This window comes from Pararhizobium sp. LjRoot255 (assembly GCF_964252905.1).
In the GTDB taxonomy this organism is placed as follows: domain Bacteria; phylum Pseudomonadota; class Alphaproteobacteria; order Rhizobiales; family Rhizobiaceae; genus Pararhizobium.
In genome coordinates, this window is record NZ_CAXUPQ020000001.1 from 2,602,232 (window position 1) to 2,625,430 (window position 23,199).

At 61.8% G+C, this 23,199-nt stretch carries 17 protein-coding genes; 13 read left to right on the top strand and 4 right to left on the bottom strand.

Annotation, left to right across the window (positions count from 1 at the left end; genetic code table 11):
- Nucleotides 1-27: 27 nt before the first annotated feature.
- Complete coding sequence (locus ACSQ2W_RS12605; protein WP_436086540.1) at nucleotides 28-585, top strand: NADPH-dependent FMN reductase; 558 nt, start codon at nucleotides 28-30, stop codon at nucleotides 583-585.
- Between the two features lie 17 nt (nucleotides 586-602).
- On the opposite strand, the gene ACSQ2W_RS12610 is transcribed toward ACSQ2W_RS12605, so the two are convergent.
- Together ACSQ2W_RS12610 and ACSQ2W_RS12615 are read right to left on the bottom strand one after the other, a co-directional pair.
- On the bottom strand, nucleotides 603-2,159 hold the full coding sequence (locus ACSQ2W_RS12610; RefSeq protein WP_436086541.1) for a VOC family protein: 1,557 nt from the start codon (nucleotides 2,157-2,159) through the stop codon (nucleotides 603-605).
- A gap of 118 nt (nucleotides 2,160-2,277) precedes the next feature.
- Nucleotides 2,278-3,141 carry an SDR family NAD(P)-dependent oxidoreductase gene (locus ACSQ2W_RS12615; protein ID WP_436086542.1) on the bottom strand — a complete coding sequence of 288 codons (864 nt, stop codon included), beginning with the start codon at nucleotides 3,139-3,141 and terminating at the stop codon, nucleotides 2,278-2,280.
- Nucleotides 3,142-3,520: 379 nt separating this feature from the next.
- Here ACSQ2W_RS12615 and ACSQ2W_RS12620 point away from each other — a divergent pair, with 379 nt between their 5' ends.
- The 3 genes from ACSQ2W_RS12620 to ACSQ2W_RS12630 are packed head-to-tail and all read left to right on the top strand — an operon-like array spanning nucleotide 3,521 to nucleotide 8,795.
- On the top strand, nucleotides 3,521-4,618 hold the full coding sequence (locus tag ACSQ2W_RS12620; RefSeq protein ID WP_436086543.1) for an efflux RND transporter periplasmic adaptor subunit: 1,098 nt from the start codon (nucleotides 3,521-3,523) through the stop codon (nucleotides 4,616-4,618).
- Complete coding sequence (locus ACSQ2W_RS12625) at nucleotides 4,615-5,694, top strand: efflux RND transporter periplasmic adaptor subunit (protein WP_436086544.1); 1,080 nt, start codon at nucleotides 4,615-4,617, stop codon at nucleotides 5,692-5,694. Before ACSQ2W_RS12620 ends, ACSQ2W_RS12625 begins: the two co-directional genes overlap by 4 nt.
- Entirely contained in the window at nucleotides 5,691-8,795 is a 3,105-nt protein-coding gene (locus ACSQ2W_RS12630) for an efflux RND transporter permease subunit (RefSeq protein WP_436086545.1), read from the top strand. The genes ACSQ2W_RS12625 and ACSQ2W_RS12630 overlap by 4 nt, the downstream gene beginning before the upstream one ends.
- Nucleotides 8,796-8,961: 166 nt before the next feature.
- Here ACSQ2W_RS12630 and ACSQ2W_RS12635 read toward each other — a convergent pair whose 3' ends face one another.
- Together ACSQ2W_RS12635 and cysQ are read right to left on the bottom strand one after the other, a co-directional pair.
- A complete protein-coding gene (locus tag ACSQ2W_RS12635) occupies nucleotides 8,962-9,993 on the bottom strand; it encodes a DUF2793 domain-containing protein (RefSeq protein ID WP_436086546.1) in 1,032 nt (343 codons plus the stop codon).
- 156 nt (nucleotides 9,994-10,149) lie between these two features.
- Complete coding sequence (cysQ, locus tag ACSQ2W_RS12640) at nucleotides 10,150-10,926, bottom strand: 3'(2'),5'-bisphosphate nucleotidase CysQ (protein WP_436080410.1); 777 nt, start codon at nucleotides 10,924-10,926, stop codon at nucleotides 10,150-10,152.
- A gap of 288 nt (nucleotides 10,927-11,214) precedes the next feature.
- On the opposite strand from cysQ, the gene ACSQ2W_RS12645 reads away from it, so the two are divergent.
- The 9 genes from ACSQ2W_RS12645 to ACSQ2W_RS12685 all read left to right on the top strand — a co-directional run bounded on the left by ACSQ2W_RS12645 (nucleotide 11,215) and on the right by ACSQ2W_RS12685 (nucleotide 23,087).
- Entirely contained in the window at nucleotides 11,215-12,465 is a 1,251-nt protein-coding gene (locus tag ACSQ2W_RS12645; RefSeq protein WP_436086547.1) for a sarcosine oxidase subunit beta family protein, read from the top strand.
- Between the two features lie 8 nt (nucleotides 12,466-12,473).
- On the top strand, nucleotides 12,474-12,752 hold the full coding sequence (locus ACSQ2W_RS12650; RefSeq protein WP_436086548.1) for a sarcosine oxidase subunit delta: 279 nt from the start codon (nucleotides 12,474-12,476) through the stop codon (nucleotides 12,750-12,752).
- On the top strand, nucleotides 12,749-15,706 hold the full coding sequence (locus ACSQ2W_RS12655; protein ID WP_436086549.1) for a sarcosine oxidase subunit alpha family protein: 2,958 nt from the start codon (nucleotides 12,749-12,751) through the stop codon (nucleotides 15,704-15,706). The genes ACSQ2W_RS12650 and ACSQ2W_RS12655 overlap by 4 nt, the downstream gene beginning before the upstream one ends.
- A 13-nt stretch (nucleotides 15,707-15,719) precedes the next feature.
- Nucleotides 15,720-16,274: a sarcosine oxidase subunit gamma gene (locus tag ACSQ2W_RS12660; RefSeq protein ID WP_436086550.1), complete on the top strand. Its 555-nt coding sequence runs from the start codon at nucleotides 15,720-15,722 to the stop codon at nucleotides 16,272-16,274.
- A gap of 200 nt (nucleotides 16,275-16,474) precedes the next feature.
- Nucleotides 16,475-18,901, top strand: a complete 2,427-nt coding sequence (locus ACSQ2W_RS12665; RefSeq protein WP_436086551.1) for a GcvT family protein — start codon at nucleotides 16,475-16,477, stop codon at nucleotides 18,899-18,901.
- A 287-nt stretch (nucleotides 18,902-19,188) separates the two neighbouring features.
- Nucleotides 19,189-20,091 carry a branched-chain amino acid ABC transporter permease gene (locus ACSQ2W_RS12670; protein WP_436086552.1) on the top strand — a complete coding sequence of 301 codons (903 nt, stop codon included), beginning with the start codon at nucleotides 19,189-19,191 and terminating at the stop codon, nucleotides 20,089-20,091.
- A gap of 4 nt (nucleotides 20,092-20,095) precedes the next feature.
- Nucleotides 20,096-21,487, top strand: a complete 1,392-nt coding sequence (livM, locus tag ACSQ2W_RS12675; RefSeq protein WP_436086553.1) for a high-affinity branched-chain amino acid ABC transporter permease LivM — start codon at nucleotides 20,096-20,098, stop codon at nucleotides 21,485-21,487.
- Nucleotides 21,487-22,365, top strand: coding sequence for an ABC transporter ATP-binding protein (locus ACSQ2W_RS12680; RefSeq protein WP_436086554.1), 879 nt, complete (start codon nucleotides 21,487-21,489; stop codon nucleotides 22,363-22,365). Before livM ends, ACSQ2W_RS12680 begins: the two co-directional genes overlap by 1 nt.
- Nucleotides 22,365-23,087 (top strand): ABC transporter ATP-binding protein, encoded by a 723-nt coding sequence (locus ACSQ2W_RS12685; RefSeq protein WP_436086555.1) that lies wholly within the window; start codon nucleotides 22,365-22,367, stop codon nucleotides 23,085-23,087. Before ACSQ2W_RS12680 ends, ACSQ2W_RS12685 begins: the two co-directional genes overlap by 1 nt.
- The last annotated feature ends 112 nt before the right edge of the window (nucleotides 23,088-23,199 follow it).

The window sequence follows — 23,199 nt, forward strand, 5'->3', positions numbered from 1 at the left end:
TTCCGGTGAATCAAAAGGACCACCCGCATGACGAAACTGATCGGAATTTCCGGAAGCCTGAGAAAGGCGTCTTTCAACAAGGCCCTTCTGAACGCGGCGCTCCCGTTCGCGCCGCAGGGCGTAACCTTTACGACCGGAACCATCGAGGGCATCCCACTCTACAATGCCGATGTGGAACGGGAAGGCGTGCCGGGACCTGTGCAGCTTCTCAAGGACCAGATTGCTGCGGCAGATGGCGTGATCCTGTTCACGCCGGAATACAATAACTCGATACCGGGCGTTTTCAAAAATGCCATCGACTGGGTGAGTTCCTCGATGACCGGTGCGCCAAACGTCTTTGCCGGTCGCGCCTTCGCCCTTGCCGGCACGTCGCCCAGCGCCTTCGGCACGATCCTCAGCCAAAATGCCTGGCTGCCTGTCCTGCGCACGCTCGGCGCCGATCTCTGGTCCGGCAAGCGGCTGATGCTGCCGAAAGCGCGCTCGCTGTTCGACAAGGAGGGACAGCTTATCGATGAGGATGCCAAGGCGCGGCTCAAGGCCTTCGTCGAGGCCTTTGCCGATTATGTTGGCCGCAAAACGGCCTGAGCTTTTGACGACCGCGATCAGTCCCCGATTGTCTCCAGCCATTCCCGAACGGCTCGCGCATCCCTGTCGCCGATCTCGTGGCCGGCTTTCAGCGTGACGGTGTCGAGTGTTGCCCCTGCTTCTCGCAGAATGGCCTCGAGCGGCGGGGCATAGCGGGAATAGGCGTCCGTCGCTCCCGTCACCGTCAGGATATTGGTGCCGGAAAGATCGGCGTCCGGCACGGTCTCCAGCGGGTTCATCATGCGCAGCAGCGCGGCATTCCTGATCAGCCCGGGATGAAGCAGCATGGTTGCGATCAGCATGTTGGCGCCGTTCGAATAGCCGACGAAAACCATCTTGTCGCGGTCGATGCCGTAGGCGGGTCCCGCACCTTCGATCATCTCGACAAAGGCCTCGGCTTCGGAGACGATATCCTTCTGGTCGAAGCTGAACGGCGTGATCCGGCGGAAGAAGCGCGGGAAACCTTCCTCCGTGCTGCGGCCCCTGAGGCTGAGGAGCAGGGAATTCGGAGCGATCTGCCGGCCGAGCGGCAAAAGGCTCGTCTCGTTGGCGCCGCTGCCGTGCAGCAGCACGAGAGTGCGGCCGTCCGGGTTCTTCGGCTGGTGCAGGCGGTGAATGAAGGGCAGGTCGCGCGGGGTGAAGCGCTCTTCGCCGGGCAGCGCGAACTGCGGCAGGACGACGAGGTTGGATTCCAGATCGCCGCCGAAATGCTCGGGAACGAACAGGCGGGTTCCGAGCGAGGCCACATCCTCGTCCACAGTCATGCCCGGCGCGTCGGTTGCGAATTCGAACAGGGTGCCGCCCGGCTCGCGCACATAGAGCGAAAAGAAATACTTGCGGTCGTGGGCCGAGATCGTTCCGGCGTCCTCCGCCTCCAGGCGTATGCGCAGGTCATCGACCGCGGCCTTGTCGATTGCCCGGAAGGCGATATGGTCGATCGTGCCGGTGCCGGGCGCTGCGGTCCAGAATCCGCTGGCATCGCGCACGTCGATGATATCGCCGGACGCGGAGCCAAGGCGGCGGATCGTCTCGGTTCTTGCCGTTTCGGCATAGCCGAAATGCCGGCCGATGAAGGCTGCCGTCCCCTCCGGTTTGTCCGTCAGGATCGTTGCGCCACGAAGACGCCGGATGGCATCCTGCAGCGGAATCTCCGGCGCGGCGCAGGAGGTGCCGGTGGTAAGGGCGTCCGTGCCGACAAGCTTGACGATGACGCCGTCCGGGTCCTTCAGCCGGATGACGGGCTCGCCGAATTCCTGCGCCGGGCCGGTTGTCGAAATATTGTATCGCAGCGCGCGGGTCAGCCAGAAACCGATGCTTTCCGGCGCAATGGCAAAGGCGATTTCGCTTGGCTGGCCGTGGCCGACCCGGCCCGGCGCACCGTCTTCCCAGACAAGGAACGTCACCAGCGATCCCGGCGATCCGACGGCATCGCCATAGAGCAGGTGCAACTGCATCGCGTCTTCAAACCCCGCCGTCCGCTTGACGAGACGCAGGCCGAGAAAGCCCGCATAGAAGTCGACATTGGCCTGTACCTTGCGGGTGATCAGGGTGATGTGGTGGATGCCGCTCGTCATGTTATGAAACCTTTTGATGTGGCCGCAGGAAAGCAGCAAATGGCGGACCACGCCAGCGCTGCTGCGTGAACAGAGCGTCCACCGCATGAAGCCACAAACAAGCCTGTTGCCGTTAGCCTCAACTGATTTTCGGGCGATCTTTCGTCAAAAACGCCTTGAAGGCCTCAGCGTGGGCGGGATGCCAGCGCGACAGCGGCGGACGGTTCTCGATGATATCGCCAGCGGCCCACAAAATGCGTTTCTCGTCGATCGGGCGTGCGACGTCGTTGTCCGGGCAAAGGATGTAGAAGTCATTCTTCTCGAGGCTCTGCATCATGAAGTCGACCGTTTCCTCCGGCGTCCAGGCGCCCTCCGGCTTTTCCGTGCGGCCCTGGGCGGTGAGCGCCGTATAGACGAAGCCGGGGATCAGCAGATGTGCCGTGATCCGACAGTCGGGCGTGTTGCGCAGTTCATGCTGCAGGGCTTCGGTGAAGGCTTTGACGCCGGCTTTCGTCACGTTGTAAGCGGGGTCGCCGGGCGGGGTGGTGATGCCCTGTTTCGAGCCGGTATTGATGATCAGGCCGGGCTGGCCGTGGCCGATCATGGCGGGTGCAAAGATACGTGAGCCGTTGACGACGCCCCAGAGGTTGACGGCGAACACTTTCTCCCATTCTTCCTGCGCCCCGAACATCGAACTGCCGTGAATGCCGGCATTGTTCATCAACACGTGAACGCGGCCGAAACGCGCGACGGTGTCCTGCTCCAGCGCCCGCAGCGAACCGATCGACGCGACATCCGCAGCGACGGCAACCACACTGTCGGGACCATGCGGGGAGAGCGCCGCCGTCTCGCGTGCCGCCTTGTCGAGCCGCTCGCCCGGCAAGTCGGCGAGCACGACGTTCATGCCGAGGCCGGCGAAGCGCCTGGCGGCTGCAAGACCGATGCCTGACGCGGCTCCGGTCACAACGGCGACATGGTTGCTGGCAAAGGCTGGATGGTTCATCGCAGTTCCGTCCCGTTCTTAAGAGTATGATCTGGAAGAGAAAACTAGTGCTGCCGGGTACGGAAGTCCACCGGTGCATTGCCAATTTCCCTTACCGGAAAACATTGGCTCTAATTTTCATTGTAAATCAAAGCACGGCTTCCCAGGCTGATCGTCACCTCGTCGAGGACCCCATGGCTGCGCCGCCGTTGGTCTTACTGTGGATTTCTGCGATAAATCCCCATGGCATCGGCGGTGTTTTCGCTTCGCCGATGACGTGCGTCCTTGTTCTGACGCGACAATTTCACCCTTCCTTTCCGACCGGCTTGTCTTTGCTATGGTCCCTGTATATTGAGGGTCCACAGTAAATGGGAATGGACATTGGAGCGAGCTGCTGCAGATGAACGCAAAACGAAACTACAGCCTTGGCGGGTGGTGCGCGGTATCGATTGCCGTACTCACCCTGGCGTCCTGCCAGGGTGAGGCGATGCTGCCGGAAAAGGAAAAAACGACCGTGCGCGCGCGGAGCGTTGATTTCGTTGATCACCGGCAGACGGTAACACTGACCGGCGAGGTTGTTGCCCATGTTCAGACCAATCTCTCGTTCCGCGTCAGCGGCCAGATCACCGAGTGGTACGCGGATGTCGGATCGCATGTGACTGCCGGCGAGATTCTGGCCCGCATCGATCCCAAAGAGCAGCAGGCGGATGTCGAGGCTTCCGAGGCTTCCGTCCGTGCGGCGGAGGCGAGTGTAAGGCAGGCGTCGTCCGCGTTCGAACGCCAGAAAGCGCTGCTGGCGAAGAACTCCACCACCCAGGAGGCCTTCGATCAGGCGCAGACGGCCTTGCGGACTGCCACGGGATCGCTCGATTCCGCCAGGGCGCGGCTCGGCACGTCGCGCGATGCCCTGTCCTATACCGAGCTTCGCGCCGATGCAGATGGCATCGTTACCGAGCGCAAGGCGGAGGCGGGGCAGGTGGTCCAGGCGGCGCAGACGATGTTCACCGTCGCCAGGGATGGCCCGCGCGATGCAATCTTCAACGTCTATGAATCGTTGCTTTTCGAAAGGCCCGCGGAGCCGAAAATCAAACTGGCACTTGTCAGCGACCCCTCCGTCAAAACCGAGGGAACGGTCAGCGAAGTCTCGCCCACCATCGATACAGCAACCGGTACCGTGCGTGTCAAAGTCGCCATGGACGAAACGCCCGAACGCATGACGCTCGGCGCGCCGGTCACCGGCCTGGGCAGTTTTGCGCCGACAAAGCTCATGATCCTGCCCTGGACGGCACTTTCTGCGCGTGATGGAAAGCCTGCCGTCTGGGTGGTGGACGAGAAGGACAGTACGGTCAATTTGAGACCCGTGACGATGGCGTCATACGAAACGGGCCGAGTGCTTATTTCCGGCGGCCTCGTCAAGGGCGATACCGTGGTGATCGACGGGTCGAAGATGTTGCGCCCCGGTCAGGTGGTCGATGTGATCAAGGAGCAGGCAGAATGAGCCGCATCTCGCTGGCGCTGCTTTTTGCGCCTCTTACACTTCTATTGCTCGCGGGTTGCCAGGAAAAGGAAGAGCAGGCCGCGCCGGCGATCCGCCCGGTACTTTCGCAAATCGTAAGCCTCAGGCGCCTTCCGGGGGCAAGCTTCGCCGGTACCGTGCAGCCGAAGGTTCAGACGATCTTCGGCCCGCGCGTGACCGGCCTTCTGGTCGCCCGCGATGTCGATACAGGGGACACGGTCAGCCGGGGGCAGTTGCTGGCGGCGCTCGATCCAACCGCGCTTGAGCTTGCCGTTGGATCGGCCCGTGCCGATCTTGCCAACGCGGAAGCGACGCTCGCCAACGCGGTTTCCGTCGAGCAGCGCACCAGGGCGCTTTTCACGGCCGGCACGGAAACGCAGGCCGCCGTTGAAAGCGCGGAACAGACGAGCGCTGCCGCGCAAGCTTCGGTCGTGCAGTCGAGAGCCGCCTTGTCGAAGGCCGAGGAGCAGCTTTCCTACACCCAGATTACGGCGGCGTTCGACGGTGTCGTGACGCAGACCGGGGCGGAGGTCGGCCAGGTCGTTGCCGCCGGTGCCTCCGTTGTGACTGTTGCGCGGCCGGACGACAGGGATGCGGTCATAGATGTCCCGGACGGCAGCGCCCTGTTGCCGGTGGGAACGCCGTTTTCCGTTTTCTTGCAGATCAATCCCGCCATGGGGTTGAACGGCAAGGTCCGCGAGGTCGCGCCGGCTGCGGATCCGGCAACACGGACGCGCCGCGTCAGGATCGCCCTGGAAAATCCGCCGCCAAGCTTCCGGCTCGGCACAACGATCACAGCCTCAAGGGAGGAAGTCGCGGTCGAGCAGATTGTTCTGCCGGCAACCGCGGTTTTTTCGCGCGACGGAAAAACCTATGTCTGGGTGGTCGATGAGGGCGATGGAACGGTCAAGACTCGCGAAGTGGTTATCGGGCCTCAGGCTGGCAATGTGATCATCGTCGTGTCGGGTGTTGAGCCCGGCATGCGCGTTGTAACGGCGGGGGCGCATAGCCTCGAGGAAGGCCAGAAAGTGAAATTCGAAGGCGAGGCACGTTCATGAAAAAATTCAACCTTTCCGACTGGGCGCTCGATCATGCGTCGATGGTCTGGTATTTCATGATCGTCTTCGGCCTGCTCGGCTTTTTCTCCTATCTGAGCCTCGGGCGCGAAGAAGACCCGTCCTTCACCATCAAGACCATGACGATCTCGGCGCAGTGGCCAGGCGCCTCGGTCGAGGAAACCACCCGCCAGGTCACCGAGCGTATCGAACGCAAGCTGGAAGAGCTCGAATCGCTCGACTACACGCGCAGCATCACGACGCCGGGCCAGACGCTCGTCTTCGTCAACCTGAAGCAGACGACGAAGGCCCGCGACGTAGCCTCGATCTGGGTGACGGTTCGCAACATGATCGGCGATATCAGCGGCGAGTTTCCTTCCGGCGTGCTCGGCCCGTCGTTCAACGATCGGTTCGGCGACGTGTTCGGCAATATCTATGCGTTCACGGCCGATGGCCTGACGCAGCGGCAATTGCGCGACTATGTCGAGGACGCCCGCCGGCAGATACTCACCGTCCCGAATATCGGCAAGGTCGATATCATCGGGGCGCAGGACGAGGTGATCTATCTCGAATTCTCGGCCCGCCAGCTTGCAGCCCTCGGCATCAACCAGAACGAGGTCGTCGCTACCCTGCAGGCACAGAACGCCATCGCCCCCTCCGGCGTCGTGCAGGCGGACGGTGAACGGCTGAGCGTCCGCGTTAACGGCCAGTTCACATCGGAAGACAGCCTTCGCGCCGTCAATCTGCAGGTCAACAACCGCTTCTTCCGGCTGAGCGACATTGCGACGATCACCCGCGGCTACACTGATCCGCCGTCGGCCCTGTTCCGCTTCGATGGCCAGCCCGCCATAGGTCTTGCCATCGGCATGAAACAGGGTGCCAACCTGCTGGAATTCGGTGCCCATGTCGAAGAGCAGATCAAGGCGGTCGAGGCGGAGTTGCCGGTCGGCGTCGGCGTGCATCTCGTCTCCGACCAGCCGCTGATCGTCGAGGAAGCCGTATCGGGCTTCACCCGTGGTCTGGCGGAGGCGGTGATCATCGTTCTTGCCGTCAGCTTCGTCAGTCTCGGGATGCGGGCCGGTTTCGTCGTGGCGCTGTCGATCCCGCTGACGCTTGCCATCACCTTTGTCGTCATGTCCTATTTCGGCATCTCGCTGCAGCGCATCTCGCTCGGGGCGCTGATCATCTCGCTCGGTCTTCTCGTCGACGATGCCATGATTGCCGTCGAAATGATGGTGGCGCGGCTGGAGGCCGGCGACTCGCTGCGCAAGGCGGCGACCTATGTCTATACATCGACGGCCTTTCCGATGCTGACCGGCACGCTCGTCACGGTCGCGAGCTTCATTCCGGTCGGCCTCAACAACAGCGCCGCCGGCGAATTCACGTTCACGCTGTTCGTCGTCATCGCCGTTTCTCTGCTGGTCTCCTGGATCGTGGCGGTGGTGTTCGCACCCTTGCTTGGCGTCACCATTCTCCCGAAAACCATGAAGCAGCATCATGGCAAGAAGGGTCCATTTGGGCGAGTTTTTTCCAGACTTCTTCTCTGGTGCATGCGCTGGCGCTGGGTGACGATCGGCTTTACGGCCGTCATTTTTGCGGCATCCGTCTTCGGCATGGGTTTCGTCCAGCAGCAGTTCTTCCCGTCGTCCGACCGCCTCGAACTGATCGTCGACTGGTCGCTGCCGCAGAATGCGTCAATTACCGAGACCAATGCGCAGATGGCGAAGTTCGAAAAGGACAAGCTTGCCGGCAATCCGGATGTCGAGCGCTGGTCCACCTATGTTGGGCAGGGCGCGGTGCGCTTCGTTCTCTCCTTCGACGTGCAACCGCCGGACACCTCGTTCGGCCAGACGATCATCGTGACCAAGAGCCTGGAGGTGCGCGACAAGCTGCGTGCCGACCTGCAGAAATATCTGAAGGAAACCTTCGTCGGCACCGATGCCTATGTGAAGCTGCTCGATATCGGTCCGCCGGTCGGCCGCCCTGTGCAGTATCGCGTCAGCGGGCCGGATATCGGTCAGGTTCGCACATATGCACTGGAACTGGGCAGCGTCGTCGGTCGCAATCCGCTGCTGGGCGATGTCGTCTATGACTGGAACGAGCCCGCCCGCGTGATCAAGGTCGATGTCCTGCAGGACAAGGCCCGCCAGCTTGGCGTCACGTCGCAGGACATTTCCTCGGCGCTGAACGGCATTGTCGGCGGAATGACGGTAACGCAGGTTCGCGACGATATCTATCTGATCAACGTCGTCGCGCGTGCCAAGGCGTCCGAGCGGCAATCGATAGAGACCCTGCGCGACCTGCAGCTTCCAGGCGCCAGCGGCAATTCCGTGCCGCTCGCCGCTGTTGCTAACTTCCGCTACGAAATGGAACAACCGGTCGTCTGGCGGCGATCGCGCATGCCGACGCTGATTGTCAAGGCCGGCATCAACGGCCCGACGCAACCGGCAACGGTCGTCGCGCAGCTTGAAAAGGACGTGGCGGCCTTTGCCGAAAAGCTGCCGCCGGGGTACAAGGTCGCAGTCGGCGGCAGTGTCGAGGAAAGCGGCAAGAGCCAGGCGCCGATTGCGGCCGTCGTGCCGCTGATGCTGTTCATCATGGCGACGATCCTGATGATCCAGCTTCAGAGCTTCTCGCGGTTGTTCCTCGTCTTCGCGGTGGCGCCGCTGGCGCTGATCGGGGTGGTCGCGGCACTGCTGTCGAGCAATTCGCCGATGGGCTTCGTCGCCATTCTCGGCATCCTGGCGCTGATCGGCATCCTGATCCGTAACTCTGTCATCCTCGTCGTGCAGATCGAGGATCTGCGTAAGGAAGGTATTGCGCCCTGGCAGGCGGTGCGGGAGGCGACCGAACACCGGATGCGGCCGATCATGCTGACGGCGGCGGCGGCCAGTCTGGCGCTGATCCCGATCGCCCGCGAGGTGTTCTGGGGACCGATGGCATACGCCATGATGGGCGGCATCATCGTCGGCACGGTCCTGACCCTGCTCTTCCTGCCGGCACTCTACCTCGCCTGGTTCCGCATCAAGCCCCCAAAGAAGGAAGACGACGTGGCGATCGCGGGCGAGGAAGCGCCGGTTCGGGGCGAAGTCGTTCCGGTTTAGGCAAGCGTCCTCGGATAGGCGAGTTCGCATATGGCATGCGTCGCACCTCCTTCATCCTCGCCCTTGTGACGGGGAGCCTTTAGCGCCGCTTCTGCGGCGCTAAAGGCTCTCTTCTTTGAACGGCTGAGCAGCTAGACATACCTCGCGTCCGTTTTTTTCCACCGCCTTACAGCATCACAACGGTCAGTTCCGTCTTGTCATAACCGAAATCCAGCGGCGTGGTGCCGGTGTGCTCCAGCACCAGCCAGTCGCCGGCGTTCAGGAGCGCCATGCCGATCGCGCAATTGCCGTAGGAGGTGGAGGCTGTATCGTTGTCGTTGATGCTGGCGACCGTCGTCGTTCCGTTGACCTTGACAGCGACGGAAAAGGCGCCGGCGGGATTGGCTTCGACACCAAGGCAGACGAGGTAAGGCGCTGTTACCGGGACGATCAGCCGGTTGCCACCACCGGCGACGGCGGCGCCGAGGCTGAAGCCGCCCTGGTTGACGCTCAGGGTGGAAAAGCCGGTCTGGGAGCCGGAGGAGGGCGTCAGCACGCCGCCACCGCGCGTCGCCCGCACCAGCGGCCGTTGCGGCATTCGCACCTGGCCCTGGCCGGTGATGCTGAGCGCTTGGGTCCAGGCCGAGCCGTCCGGGCTGACCTTGATGGCGAACTGATCCGAGCCGGCAAGGCCCATTTCCGCCCGGCCGGACCAGCCGCTCTGGAACAGCAGGCTCGCCGTATCGCCGGCTGCGGCCTTGTTCACTTTCACCTGGTGACCGTTTCCGTCATGGGTCAGCAGTGTGGCCGCCGCCGAGACGGCGAGCCGGTTGGTGCTGTCGGCGGTGGTGTTGATGCCGAGAGACGAGGGCGTGCCGATGGCGTCATAGGCCGCCCAGGCGCTGCCGTCATGGATCTTCAACTTGTCCTCGGCCAGGAACCAGCCGCGCCAGCCCTCCTTCGGGCTGATGAAGATCCAGTCACCGTCCTGGCGGAAGGCGAGGTTTCCGCTCTTTCCGGTCCATGCGCCGGTCGACGATGCGGCAATGTCGTAGCAGGTTCCCTCCTCTGGGTCGGAAGGCGGGGTTGCCAAAGTGGCGGTCACCGTCAGCTGGGTGACAGCATCGAGGCGCTGTAGCGCTTCGTTGTGGGTGACGTGCTTCTGCGCCTGGGAGGGCAGGATATAGGGCAGTTCGAGATTGGCGGTCGTCTCGCTCATCGGGCGGTTCTCCTTGGTCGTCAGGAGAAGGGTACCCGTTGAAGGCGGAGCGGGGATGCGCGTGCCAAGGCTGGGTTGTCTGCAAAGGGAAATCTCTGGCGACTGTTCCCGCTGCCGCACGGATGAAGGCATTCAGCGCCGGTCAGGGAAGGAGGATCAGTTTTTTCCCCGCGACACGAAATGCGGGTTGGCGAAATCCACGTCGGAGCCCTGATTGCGCTTGCCATAGGACAGCGGATTCCCATCCATGGTTACGGTTTCGCCGCCCGCCGCCCGCAGCACCGCGTCGCCAGCGGCGGTGTCCCACTCCATCGTCCGGCTGAGACGGGGATAGATGTCGGCCAGCCCTTCGGCGAGAAGACAGAACTTTAGCGAAGAGCCGATCGCTTCATAGTCGGTGATGCCGTGTTCGGCGAGATAGGCGATGGTTTCCTGGTTGTTGTGGGAACGGCTGGCCAGCGCTACCAGCCTGTCGCCGCGGCTGCGGCAGCCGATAATCGTCGGCGGGCCGATTTCGCGTTGACCCGAGACGACAGCCTTTGTCGCCTTGTTGCGGCTGGCGGCGTAGAGTATTCCGAGCGCCGGCGCGTAGACGACGCCGGCAACGGGTTCACCCTTTTCGATCAGGGCGATATTGACCGTAAAGTCGTCGTTGCGGCCGACGAATTCCTTGGTGCCGTCGAGCGGGTCAACGAGAAAGAAGGACTTGCCCTCGATATCGGGAATGTGGCCGGCGGAGACGGCTTCCTCAGCGACGACAGGGATGTCCGGAAAGGCCGCTGCCAGCCGATCGAGGATGATCTTCTCAGCGCGCGCATCGGCATCGGTGACGGGGGAGGAGTCGGCCTTGTAGCTGACATCCGGCCCGGCATGATAGATGTCGAGGATCGCTTTCCCCGCAGCCACGGCCGCTTCTTCCAGTATGTCCAGCATTTGCTTCCTGTACCTTTCGCCTGGTTCGGGCGTGGTGATGAATTTTCCCGGAAACGGTGAATAATGCTGTCCGGGATGATGATTGTACATCCACGTTCCTTACCGGTCTTTTCAAGATGTGTTCGTCAAATTTTTCCGACTGTGCCGCATTTGGCACTGTATCGCGGGCTCGCTTCGGCTAGAGCAGGGCGGCGGCGCATGCGATCGGGTCCTGCCGCGGCGCTCTTTGCGCCAGCGGCGGCTTGTGTAAATGTGGCGCGGCAACATGGTGGGGGAATTGGGACTGGCATGCGCTATTCGGCATTCTCGATCGTCAGGAACGCGCTTTCGGGCAATCTCAACTGGAAGCCGGCCTGGCGCCGGCCGGTGCCGAAGCCATTCTATGACGTGATCATCGTCGGCGGCGGTGGCCACGGACTGGCGACGGCCTATTATCTCGCCAAGGAATTCGGTCTCAAGAACATCGCGGTGCTGGAAAAGGGCTATCTCGGCTCCGGCAATGTCGGCCGCAACACGACGATCGTGCGCTCCAACTATATGCTGCCCGGAAACGAGCCCTTCTACGAGTTTTCGATGAAGCTCTGGGAAGGCCTGGAGCAGGATCTCAACTACAACGCCATGCTGTCGCAGCGCGGCGTCATCAATCTCTACCACAATGACGGCCAGCGCGACGCCTATATCCGCCGCGGCAACGCCATGTGGATGGAGGGCGTTCCGGCCGAACTGCTTGACCGCGCGGCCTTGAAGAAAATGCTGCCCTTCCTCAATTTCGATCATGCCCGCTTCCCGATCATGGGCGGCCTCTTGCAGAAGCGCGGCGGCACGGCGCGCCATGACGCTGTCGCCTGGGGCTATGCCCGTGCCGCCGACCGCCTCGGCGTCGATCTCATCCAGAATTGCGAGGTGACCGGCATCCGCCGCGAGAACGGCCTGGTGATGGGGGTCGAGACCTCGAAGGGGTTCATCGCCTGCGGCAAGCTGGGCCTGGCGGCGGCGGGCAATACATCGCGCGTCGGCCAGATGGCAGACCTGAAGCTGCCGATCGAAAGCCATGTGCTGCAGGCCTTCGTGACGGAGGGGCTGAAGCCCGCCATCGATCACGTCATCACCTATGGTGCCGGGCATTTCTACATCTCGCAGTCTGACAAGGGCGGCCTCGTCTTTGGCGGAGAGATCGACGGCTACAATTCCTATGCCCAGCGCGGCAATCTGGCGACGGTCGAACATGTGATGGAGGAGGGCGTGTCGATGATCCCCGGCCTGTCGCGCGTGCGCGTGCTGCGCGCCTGGGGCGGCGTCATGGATATGAGCATGGATGGCTCGCCGATCATCAGCCATACGCCGGTCAGCAATCTCTACCTCAACTGCGGCTGGTGTTACGGCGGCTTCAAGGCGACGCCGGCCTCGGGCTGGTGTTTTGCGCATCTGATCGCCAAGGACGAGACCCATTCCGCCGCCCGCTTCCTGCGCCTCGATCGTTTCGAGCGCGGCTATGCCATCGATGAACGCGGCGCTGGCCCGCAGCCCAATCTGCATTGAGACCCTGAATGGCAAGCCTCGTTCATTGCCCGCACTGCGGCATCCGGCCCAAGCAGGAGTTTTCGATCCGCGGCGACGCATCGGTGGTGCGTCCGGCCCCCGAAGCTTCTGATGAAGCCTGGCACGAATACGTTCATATCCGTTCCAATCCGCAGGGTCGTTATCGGGAACACTGGCAACATGTCGCGGGCTGTCGGCGATGGCTTGTCGTCGAGCGCGATACGTTCACCCATGACGTCTTTTCGGTGACGGATGGCGCAGCTGTGGCGCGGGAGGGTGGCCGATGACCGCTTATCGTCTCACATCCGGTGGCGTCATCGACCGCACCAGCACGTTGAGCTTCAAATTCGACGGCCGAGCCATGAAGGGACATGCCGGCGATACGCTGGCTTCGGCCCTGCTTGCCAACGATCAGCTTCTGGTCGGCCGCAGCTTCAAATACCACCGGCCGCGCGGCATCGTCACGGCCGGGTCTTGCGAGCCGAATGCGCTGGTAGCGATCGGCAAGGGGGCGGCGACTGACCCGAATACGAAGGCAACGGTCGCGGAGCTTTACGCGGGGCTCGATGCCCGCAGCCAGAATCGCTGGCCGTCGCTGAAATACGACGTCGGCGCCCTCAACAGTCTTCTGTCGCCGTTCCTGTCGGCGGGTTTCTACTATAAGACCTTCATGTGGCCGGCGGCCTTCTGGGAGAAGGTCTACCAGCCCCTCATTCGCCGCGCCGCGGGTCTCGGCCGGGCCGTGCTGGAGCGCGATCCGGACAGTTACGAGAAATGCTGGGCGCATTGCGACCTGCTCGTTGTCGGTTCCGGCCCGACAGGCTTGATGGCGGCGTTGACCGCTGGCCGTGCCGGGCTGCGGGTCATTCTGGCGGATGAAGATTTCCGGCTCGGCGGTTCGCTGCTGGCCGAGACGACGCAGATCGACGACCGCTCCGCGGCGGATTTTGCCGAGGCATGTCTCGCCGAGCTTCGCGCGTTGCCGAATGTCACGATCATGCCGCGCACCACCGTCTTTGGTTGGTACGACGACAATGTCTTCGGTGCGGTGGAGCGGGTGCAGAAGCATGTTGCCGCGCCGCAGGCGAAGCTGCCGGTGGAGCGGCTCTGGCGCATCGCCGCCAAGCGCGCGCTGCTTGCGACGGGCGCCGAAGAACGGCCGCTGGTGTTCGGCGGCAATGACCGGCCGGGCGTGATGATGGCAGGCGCAATGCGCACCTATGCCAACCGGTTTGGCGTTGCGGCGGGAAAGTCGGTGGCGATCTTCACCAATGGCAGTGCAGGCTACCGGGCAGCCAGCGATCTCTCTGCTCATGGGGTGGAGGTGGCGGCGATTGTCGACAGCCGCGCCGCGCCCGTCGATGCGGCGCCAGCGGACGTGCGCGTTATCCAGTCCGCTTCCGTCATCGAGACGCGGGGACGCCAGCGTGTCTCGGGTCTTGTCGTCGAGCGCTCGGGCTTCGAGGAAACGATCGCCTGTGACGCGATCGGCATGTTCGGCGGCTGGAACCCGGTCATTCACCTTGCCTGCCAACGCGGTGCAAAAGCGGTGTGGTCGCCGGAGCTGAATACGTTTCTTGCACCTGACGTCGGAAACGCGCTCGTCGTTGCCGGTTCTGCCGCTGGCCGATACAGCCTTGCCGGCTGTCTCAAGGACGGCGCGGAAAAGGCGGCGATGATCGCGGCCGATCTCGGTTTTTCACCCGCTATCAATCCGTTGCCGGCGGTGGGAGAAGAAGCCGATCATTCCTTTACGGCGCTGTGGTACTCCCCGGGTGCCAGGGCGAAGGCTTTCGTCGATTTCCAGAACGACGTTCATGTCAAGGATCTGGGTCTGGCTCTGCGCGAAGGCTTCGGCCATGTCGAGCATGCCAAGCGCTACACGACCACCGGCATGGCGACGGATCAGGGCAAGCTTTCGGGCATCAATGCCACTGGCCTTTTGGCGGGCATGCAGGGGATCAGCCCCGCTGACGTCGGAACAACCACCTTCCGTCCCTTCTATACGCCGGTCGCCTTCGGCGCCCTTGCCGGGACATCGCGCGACGAGCACGCCGCTCCGGTACGCAAGTCGCCTCTGCATGCCTGGGCGGAGAAGAACGGTGCGGTCTTTGCCGATTCCGGCCTCTGGTATCGGCCGGCCTATTTTGTCCGGCACGGCGAAAAGACATGGCGGGAAAGCACCGGCCGGGAAGTACTGAATGTCCGCCAGAACGTCGGGCTATGCGACGTCTCGACGCTCGGAAAGATCGAGATTTTCGGGCCGGACGCGGCCGAGTTCCTCAACCGGCTCTATTGCAACCCGTTCTTGAAGCTGCCCGTCGGCAAGGCCCGCTACGGGCTGATGCTGCGCGAGGATGGTTTGGTCTATGACGATGGCACCACCAGCCGGCTGGCACCCGGGCATTTCTTCATGACGACAACGACGGCGCTCGCCGGCGGCGTCATGTCCCATATGGAATATTGTGCGCAGGTGCTGTGGCCGGAGCTCAAGGTTCGCTTCTGTTCTTCGACCGATCAGTGGGCGCAGATGGCCATCGCCGGGCCGAACGCCCGCCTCGTCGTTCAGGCGCTCGTCGAGGACGATATTTCGGACGCGGCCTTTCCGTTCCTCGCCGCTGGCGTCGTCACGCTGAAAGGCGGCCTCAAGGCGCGGCTGTTCCGTATCTCCTTTTCCGGCGAACTGGCCTACGAGCTTGCCGTGCCTGCGGGTTTTGGCGAAGCGCTCGCCGATGCGATCATGGAAGAGGGCAGGGCGCACGGCATCTGCGCCTATGGGCTGGAGGCATTGAACGTGCTGCGCATCGAGAAGGGTCATGTCACCCATGCCGAGTTCGACGGCCGCGTGACGCCGGACGATGCCGGCTTCGGGCGCATGGTATCGGCGCAAAAAACCGATTTCATCGGCAAGCGGCTTTCGACGCGCTATGGGCTGACGGCGGCGGACCGTATGCAAATGGTCGGGTTGAAACCGGTCGAGACGGACCAGCTTATCCGCGCTGGTGCGCATCTGCTGCGCGAAGGTGCCAAGGCGTCGACCCTGAACGACCAGGGTTATGTCAGTTCCGCCTGTTTTTCGCCAACGCTCGGCCATGACATCGCCCTCGCCTTCCTCAAATCCGGCCGCGAGCGTTATGGCGAACGCATCGTCGTCTGGGACAAGCTCGGCGGCAACGAGACGGTGGCGGAAGTCTGCAGCCCGGTCTTCGTCGATCCCGGCAATGCCAGGCTGAATGCGTGAGGTGGATGCAGACATGATCAAGACCTACACCTCTTGCCACCCGCTGGACGGTCGCCTTCCGCTGGAGCCCGGCATTCGCGCCGTCGATCACCTGGAGATCCCGCGCAGACAGGCGATTGCGACGGTCATGGCTGTTGATGGCGAGGAGGCGGCGGTCGCCGCGGGGCTGGCCGCCGTGAGCGGCGTATCCGTGCGCTTCGCCGGGCCGGGCGAATGGCTGGCAGTATCTCCGTCGGAAACGCCCGACAGCCTGCAGCGCAATCTTTCGCTGCTGCTTGCCGAGATCGCCTACATTTTCGATCAGAGTGACGGCCGCGTCGTCTTGCGGCTGTCGGGGCCGAATGTGCGCCGCCTTCTTGCCAAGGGCGTCGCAACCGATCTGCATCCTTCCGCCTTTGTGATCGGCACCGCGTCGAATGTTCTGTGCGGTCATGTCAGCGTCAATCTGGCGCGTACCGGCGACAACGAATTCGAACTGATCGTCATGCGCAGTTTTGCCGAATCCCTGTTTGACGACCTCAGGCTGATGGGGCGTGAGTTCGATCTATCCGCCGATTTCTCCGGCTGAGAGCGAATGCGTCATCGCATGCCGTTTTTACGGCGCGGGTGAAGCAGCGAATGGCGGGAATGGGCAAGACCTGTTCGCGCGGGTGTCTTTCTCCGCCACGGCTTTGACACTACGGTTTCAGTCAAGCTCGCGCTTAACAAAGCTGGCCGATTGACTGGGGACACCTTCCCCAATTGAGCGCCCGAAACCGGAGAATTTTCATGAAAAGCCATGCCAGGGTCGTCGTTATCGGCGGCGGCGTCGTCGGTTGTTCGATCCTCTACCACCTGACGAAGTTCGGCTGGACCGACGTGGTTCTCCTAGAGCGCTCGGAACTGACCTCCGGCTCGACCTGGCACGCCGCCGGCGGCATGCACACCATCAACGGCGATCCGAACGTCGCCAAGCTGCAGAAATATACGGTCGAACTCTACGAGGAAATCCAGGACTATTCCGGCCAGGATATCGGTCTGCACATGACCTCCGGCATGATGCTGGCTGCCACCAAGGAGCGGTTCGACTGGATGAAGTCGATTCTTGCCAAAGGCCGCTACATGGGGCTGGAGGCAGAGCTTCTCAGCCCCAGGGAAGCGCACGAACTGATGCCGCTTCTGGATCCGAGCCAGTTCGTCGGTGCGGTGTTCGATCCGGTCGAAGGCCATCTCGATCCCTATGGCACGACCCATGCCTATGCCAAGTCCGCCAGGAAGAACGGCGCCGACATCTACCTGCACACCAAGGTGGAGGATCTGGTGCAGCTGGAAAACGGTACATGGCGGGTAATCACCAACAAGGGTGAGATCATCGCCGAGCACGTCGTCAATGCGGCCGGTCTCTGGGCGCGCGAAGTAGGGCGCATGACAGGGCTCGAACTGCCGGTGCTCGCCATGGAGCACATGTACCTCATAACGGAAGACATGCCGGAGGTCATCGAGTTCAACCAGACGCGCGGCAAGGAGCTGATGCACTGCGTCGATTTCGACGGCGAGATCTATCTGCGCCAGGAACGCAACGGCATGCTGATGGGCACCTATGAGAAGGCCTGCCGCCCCTGGTCGCCGATCACCACGCCCTGGGACTTCGGCCATGAATTGCTGGCCGAGGATATCGAGCGCATCACGCCGGAACTTGAGGTCGGTTTCCGACACTTCCCGGCCTTCAACAAGGCCGGCATCAAGAAGATCATCAACGGCCCCTTCACGTTTTCGCCGGACGGCAATCCGCTGGTCGGCCCGGTTCGTGGCCTGACCAACTACTGGTCGGCCTGCGCCGTCATGGCCGGCTTCAGCCAGGGCGGCGGCGTTGGCCTTGCGCTCGCCAACTGGATCATCTATGGCGATCCGGGCTTCGACGTGTTTGCCATGGACGTCTCGCGCTACGGCGATTTCGCCACGCTCGGCTATACCAATGCCAAGGTTCGCGAAAACTATTCGCGTCGCTTCTCGATCCGCTACCCCAACGAGGAGCTGCCGGGCGCGCGCCCGTTCCTGACCACGCCGATTTACGACAAGCTGAAGGAGGCGGGAGCGATCTTCGGAGCTTCCTACGGCCTTGAGGCACCGCTCTGGTTCGCGCCGAAGGGCGAGGAAGACAAGTTCTCCTGGCGCCGCTCCAACGATTTCGACGTTGTCGGAGCCGAGGCGAAGGCCGTGCGCGACAGCGTCGGCCTGATGGAGACCTCCGGCTTCGCGAAGTACTCGATCACGGGCACGGGTGCCGAGGCCTGGCTCGACCGCATGTTGACCTGCCGCATACCGGCGACTGGCCGCATGGCGCTTGCCCCGATGCTGAAGGACGACGGCAAGCTGATCGGCGATTTCACGCTGGCCAAGCTCGGCGAAGGCGATTTCCTGCTGATCGGTTCCGGCATTGCCGAGGACTATCATATGCGCTGGTTCGAGAGCCATCTGCCGAAGGACGGTTCCGTTGTCCTGAGGGCGTTGAACCTGCAATTGGTCGGTCTTTCCATTGCCGGCCCGAATTCCCGTGCCCTGATCTCCAAGCTGACCCATCTCGACGTTTCGGACGGAGCCTTCCCGTTCATGGACATTCGCCGCATGGACCTCGGCATGGCGCCCGCCATCGTCGGCCGTGTCAGCTACACCGGCGATCTCGGTTATGAAATCTGGATGAAGCCCGAATACCAGCGTTATCTCTATGACCTGATCATGGAAGCAGGCGCCGAGTTCGGCATCAAGCTCTTTGGTCTGCGTGCCCTGAATGCCCTGCGCATCGAAAAATCATTCGGCAGTTGGTCGCGGGAATATCGCCCGCTCTACGGCCCGCTGGAAGCCGGGCTCGGTCGATTCGTTGCCTTGAAGAAGGAGGCCGATTTCATCGGCAAGGAAGCCGCCGCGAAGGAAAAGGCGGAAGGTGGCACGTTGCGCCTGCGCACCTTCGTCATCAATGCCGTGGACGCCGATGTGATCGGCGACGAGCCGATCTCGCTGAACGGCAAAGTCTGCGGTTGGGTGACGTCAGGCGGATACGCGCACACTTCGGGTGTGTCGGTGGCGATTGGCTATGTGCCCAAGGATGTTGCTGATGAGACGGACGGTTGGCAGGTGGAACTGCTTGGCGAAATGCTGCCGGCTCGCCTGCAGGCGCAACCCTTGCTTGATGCCAACGGATCGCGCATGCGGTCCTGACCATCAGGCCGGCCGGATGGTGACAAATGTGCAGGGCGCGCTGCGCAGGCGGCTGGTCGTAGGATTCACGGTTTGGTGCCCAAAAACACCTCCTGAACTGCTAATTTTTTGATTTTTTGGCTGTTAAAGCGTCAAAATCACTAAACTGGGAAAGAATTTCAGGAAACCGTCATTTTACGCTTCACTTTTGGTTCGAAAGCATTATGGAATCCCTATCGAAAAAAGGCTCGGAAAGAGCTTCTAAAACAAGAGGTCTGACCTAACAGGATCAGGCCCGGGGGATATAGATGGAGTATTTTGTCCAGCAGCTCGTCAACGGGCTGACACTTGGCTCGATTTACGGTTTGATTGCCATTGGTTATACAATGGTTTACGGCATCATCGGCATGGTCAACTTCGCCCACGGCGACATTTTCATGCTTGGTGGCTTTGCCGCTCTGATTGTCTACCTGGTCCTCGTCGGATTGTTCGGTGGCATTCCGATCGCCGTTGCCTTGTTCATCATGATCATCATCGCGATGCTGATGACGGGGCTGTGGAACTGGGTCATCGAGAAATTGGCTTACCGCCCGCTGCGCGGTTCGTTTCGGCTGGCGCCGCTGATCACTGCGATCGGCATGTCGATTGCGCTGTCGAACTTCATTCAGGTGACACAAGGTCCGCGCAACAAGCCGGTTCCGCCGCTGGTATCCTCCGTTTACGACGTTTTCGGCATAGCGCTTTCGCTGAAGCAGATCATTATCGTGCTGGTGACTGCGGTTCTGCTGACCATCTTCTGGTACGTCGTCAATCATACGCCACTCGGGCGCGCCCAGCGCGCCACCGAGCAGGACCGCAAGATGGCGGCGCTGCTCGGCATCGATGTCGACAAGACGATCTCGATCACCTTCGTCATGGGTGCGGCGCTGGCCGCCGTCGCCGGCACCATGTACCTGATGTATTACGGCGTGATCGTCTTCACCGATGGGTTCACACCGGGCGTCAAGGCCTTCACGGCAGCTGTTCTCGGCGGTATCGGGTCCCTTCCGGGCGCCGTGTTGGGTGGCCTCATGATCGGCCTGATCGAATCGCTCTGGTCCGCCTATTTCACCATCGACTACAAGGATGTCGCGACATTCTCGATCCTCGCCATCGTGCTGATTTTCAAGCCGTCTGGTATCCTGGGTCGGCCGGAAGTCGAGAAGGTATAATTTCATGGCAAACATTTCGCACACCAATGAGAGCGCCAACAGCAATCTGATGGCGCGGGCTCTGCGCGAGGCTTTTTATGCCGGTCTCGTCGCTCTCGGCCTGTTCGTGCTGTTCGTCGGCCTGGAGACCGGCCAGAACATCCGGAATGAACTCGAACTCGTTCCGCGCTGGGGTCTTTTGGCGACCTTCGTCGCCATTGCCATGGTCGGCCGCTTCCTGTCTGTCGCCTATATTCGCCCCTGGCTTGAGGCGCGCAAGGCGGCAAAGGCCGCAGGCCCGGTCGTCGAGCGGGAGGCGGGCTTCGTCGCGCGCAATTTCACCCTGCTCGCCATCGCTGCCCTGATCGCGTATCCGCTGGTCATGGTCGCAGCATTCGGCTTCCAGGGCTCGCTGAAATGGGTCGATAACTTCGGTATCCAGATTCTCATCTATGTGCTGCTGGCCTGGGGACTGAACATCGTCGTTGGCCTCGCCGGTCTCCTCGATCTCGGCTATGTCGCCTTCTACGCGGTCGGTGCATATTCCTATGCGCTCTTGTCTTCCTATTTCGGCCTGTCCTTCTGGCTGCTCCTGCCGATGGCCGGTATCCTGGCGGCACTTTGGGGCACGATCCTCGGTTTTCCCGTGCTGCGCCTCAAGGGTGACTATCTGGCGATCGTGACGCTCGCCTTCGGGGAAATCATCCGGCTGGTGCTGATCAACTGGACGGAAGTGACCAAGGGAACCTTTGGTATCTCCGGCATCGCCAAGGCAAGCGTCTTCGGCATCTGGTCCTTCGATGTCGGCGCCGCGAATAATTTCGCCAAGGTGTTCGGCCTGCCGATGTCCTCGGCCTATTACAAGATCTTCCTGTTCTATTTGGCCCTGGCGCTGTGCATGCTGGCTGCGTTCGTCACGATCCGCCTGCGCCGCATGCCGGTCGGCCGAGCCTGGGAAGCGTTGCGTGAAGATGAAATCGCCTGCCGTTCGCTCGGTATCAACACGGTCACGACCAAACTGACGGCATTTGCCACCGGCGCGATGTTCGGGGGGATTGCAGGCTCGTTCTTTGCTGTTCGCCAGGGCTTCGTATCGCCTGAGTCTTTCGTCTTCCTGGAATCGGCGATCATCCTGGCGATCGTGGTTCTCGGTGGCATGGGCTCTCTGGTCGGCATTGCCGTCGCAGCGATCGTCATGATCGGCGGTACCGAACTGCTGCGCGAAATGGAATTCCTGAAGCGGATCTTCGGACCTGATTTCACCCCGGAACTCTACCGCATGCTGATCTTTGGTCTGGCCATGATCGTCGTCATGGTCTGGAAGCCTCGCGGCTTCGTCGGCTCGCGCGAACCCACAGCATTCCTGCGCCAACGCAAGAGTGTCTCCGGCAGCTTTACCAAGGAAGGGCACGGCTGATGGCCCTTGAGACAGACACAATGACGAAAGATCCAATCCTCAAAGTCGAGCATCTGTCGATGCGTTTCGGCGGCCTGATGGCCATCAACGACCTGTCGTTCGAAGCCCATCGCGGCGATATCACTGCGCTCATCGGCCCGAACGGCGCCGGCAAGACAACGGTGTTCAACTGCATCACCGGCTTCTACAAGCCGACGATGGGCATGATCACGATGCGGCAGAAGGCCGGGAAGGAATACCTTCTCGAGCGCATGGCGGATTACGAGGTCAACCGCGACGCCAAGGTTGCCCGTACCTTCCAGAACATCCGCCTGTTCTCGGGCCTGACGGTTCTCGAGAACCTGCTGGTTGCCCAGCACAACAAGCTGATGCTGGCGTCTGGCTACACCATCCTCGGCCTGCTCGGCTTCCCGACCTACAAGGCGGCGGTCGGAGAATCGATCGAGCGTGCAAAGTACTGGCTTGACAAGGCAAACCTGACCGACCGCGCCGACGATCCGGCCGGCGACCTGCCGTACGGTGCACAGCGCCGTCTGGAAATCGCCCGCGCCATGTGCACGGGTCCGGAATTCCTTTGCCTCGACGAGCCTGCAGCCGGCCTCAATCCGCGTGAATCGCTCGCCCTCAACGAGCTCTTGCGCAGCATCCGCAAGGATACGGAAACGTCGATCCTGCTGATCGAGCACGACATGTCGGTGGTCATGGAAATTTCGGACCACGTCGTGGTGCTGGAATACGGCCAGAAGATATCCGATGGAAATCCGGACTTTGTGAAGCACGATCCGAAGGTTATCGCCGCCTATCTTGGTGTTGAAGATGTTGAGGTCGAAGAGGTGATCGAACAGATCGCGGAAATCACGCCAGGAGACACGCACTGATGAGCGATACCCTCCTGAATGTAAAAGCCGTCGAGGCCTACTACGGCAATATTCGTGCGCTTGCCGGCGTCGATGTCGAAGTCAAGCGCGGCGAGATCGTCTGCATGATCGGGGCCAACGGCGCCGGCAAATCGACGCTGATGATGACCATTTGCGGTAGCCCGCAGGCGAAGACCGGTTCGGTTACCTTCGATGGCCAGGACATTACCCGCATGCCGACGCACGAAATTGCCCGGTTGCGCGTTGCCCAGTCGCCGGAAGGTCGCCGTATCTTTCCGCGCATGACCGTCTTTGAAAATCTTCAGATGGGCGCGAGCCTCGACAATATGAAGCATTTCAATGAGGACGTGGAAAAGATCTTCACGCTGTTTCCGCGCCTCAAAGAGCGCCAGGCGCAGCGCGGCGGGACGCTTTCGGGCGGCGAGCAGCAGATGCTGTCGATCGGCCGCGCACTGATGGCCCGGCCGAAGCTTCTGCTTCTCGACGAGCCCTCGCTTGGTCTGGCTCCGCTGATCGTCAAGAGCATCTTCGAAGCGATCAAGAAGCTCAACGAGCAGGAAGGCCTGACCGTCTTCCTCGTCGAGCAGAACGCCTTCGCGGCGCTGAAACTGTCTCATCGCGGCTATGTCATGGTTAACGGCAAGGTGACGATGAGTGGTAGCGGCAAGGAATTGCTGGCCAATCCGGAAGTACGCGCCGCCTATCTCGAGGGCGGTCATTGAGCCATGTCTGCCGGCGGCGTTTTGAAACAGCCGGCGGATATGTGATTTCGGTACGTTGGAGCGCTTTTGCGCGGCTCGAAAGCCGGCCAGCGCTTTGAAGGGGAGAAATGGA

What these genes read in the sequence shown, in the direction of transcription:
- ACSQ2W_RS12620 (WP_436086543.1), top strand. Translation starts at nt 3,521, where the DNA reads ATGAACGCAAAACGAAACTACAGCCTTGGCGGGTGGTGCGCGGTATCG.
- ACSQ2W_RS12660 (WP_436086550.1), top strand. Translation starts at nt 15,720, where the DNA reads ATGATCAAGACCTACACCTCTTGCCACCCGCTGGACGGTCGCCTTCCG.
- ACSQ2W_RS12605 (WP_436086540.1), top strand. Translation starts at nt 28, where the DNA reads ATGACGAAACTGATCGGAATTTCCGGAAGCCTGAGAAAGGCGTCTTTC.
- ACSQ2W_RS12655 (WP_436086549.1), top strand. Translation starts at nt 12,749, where the DNA reads ATGACCGCTTATCGTCTCACATCCGGTGGCGTCATCGACCGCACCAGC.
- ACSQ2W_RS12630 (WP_436086545.1), top strand. Translation starts at nt 5,691, where the DNA reads ATGAAAAAATTCAACCTTTCCGACTGGGCGCTCGATCATGCGTCGATG.
- ACSQ2W_RS12650 (WP_436086548.1), top strand. Translation starts at nt 12,474, where the DNA reads ATGGCAAGCCTCGTTCATTGCCCGCACTGCGGCATCCGGCCCAAGCAG.
- ACSQ2W_RS12670 (WP_436086552.1), top strand. Translation starts at nt 19,189, where the DNA reads ATGGAGTATTTTGTCCAGCAGCTCGTCAACGGGCTGACACTTGGCTCG.
- ACSQ2W_RS12665 (WP_436086551.1), top strand. Translation starts at nt 16,475, where the DNA reads ATGAAAAGCCATGCCAGGGTCGTCGTTATCGGCGGCGGCGTCGTCGGT.
- ACSQ2W_RS12645 (WP_436086547.1), top strand. Translation starts at nt 11,215, where the DNA reads ATGCGCTATTCGGCATTCTCGATCGTCAGGAACGCGCTTTCGGGCAAT.
- ACSQ2W_RS12615 (WP_436086542.1), bottom strand. Translation starts at nt 3,141, where the DNA reads ATGAACCATCCAGCCTTTGCCAGCAACCATGTCGCCGTTGTGACCGGA.
- ACSQ2W_RS12610 (WP_436086541.1), bottom strand. Translation starts at nt 2,159, where the DNA reads ATGACGAGCGGCATCCACCACATCACCCTGATCACCCGCAAGGTACAG.
- ACSQ2W_RS12625 (WP_436086544.1), top strand. Translation starts at nt 4,615, where the DNA reads ATGAGCCGCATCTCGCTGGCGCTGCTTTTTGCGCCTCTTACACTTCTA.
- cysQ (WP_436080410.1), bottom strand. Translation starts at nt 10,926, where the DNA reads ATGCTGGACATACTGGAAGAAGCGGCCGTGGCTGCGGGGAAAGCGATC.
- ACSQ2W_RS12685 (WP_436086555.1), top strand. Translation starts at nt 22,365, where the DNA reads ATGAGCGATACCCTCCTGAATGTAAAAGCCGTCGAGGCCTACTACGGC.
- ACSQ2W_RS12680 (WP_436086554.1), top strand. Translation starts at nt 21,487, where the DNA reads ATGGCCCTTGAGACAGACACAATGACGAAAGATCCAATCCTCAAAGTC.
- livM (WP_436086553.1), top strand. Translation starts at nt 20,096, where the DNA reads ATGGCAAACATTTCGCACACCAATGAGAGCGCCAACAGCAATCTGATG.
- ACSQ2W_RS12635 (WP_436086546.1), bottom strand. Translation starts at nt 9,993, where the DNA reads ATGAGCGAGACGACCGCCAATCTCGAACTGCCCTATATCCTGCCCTCC.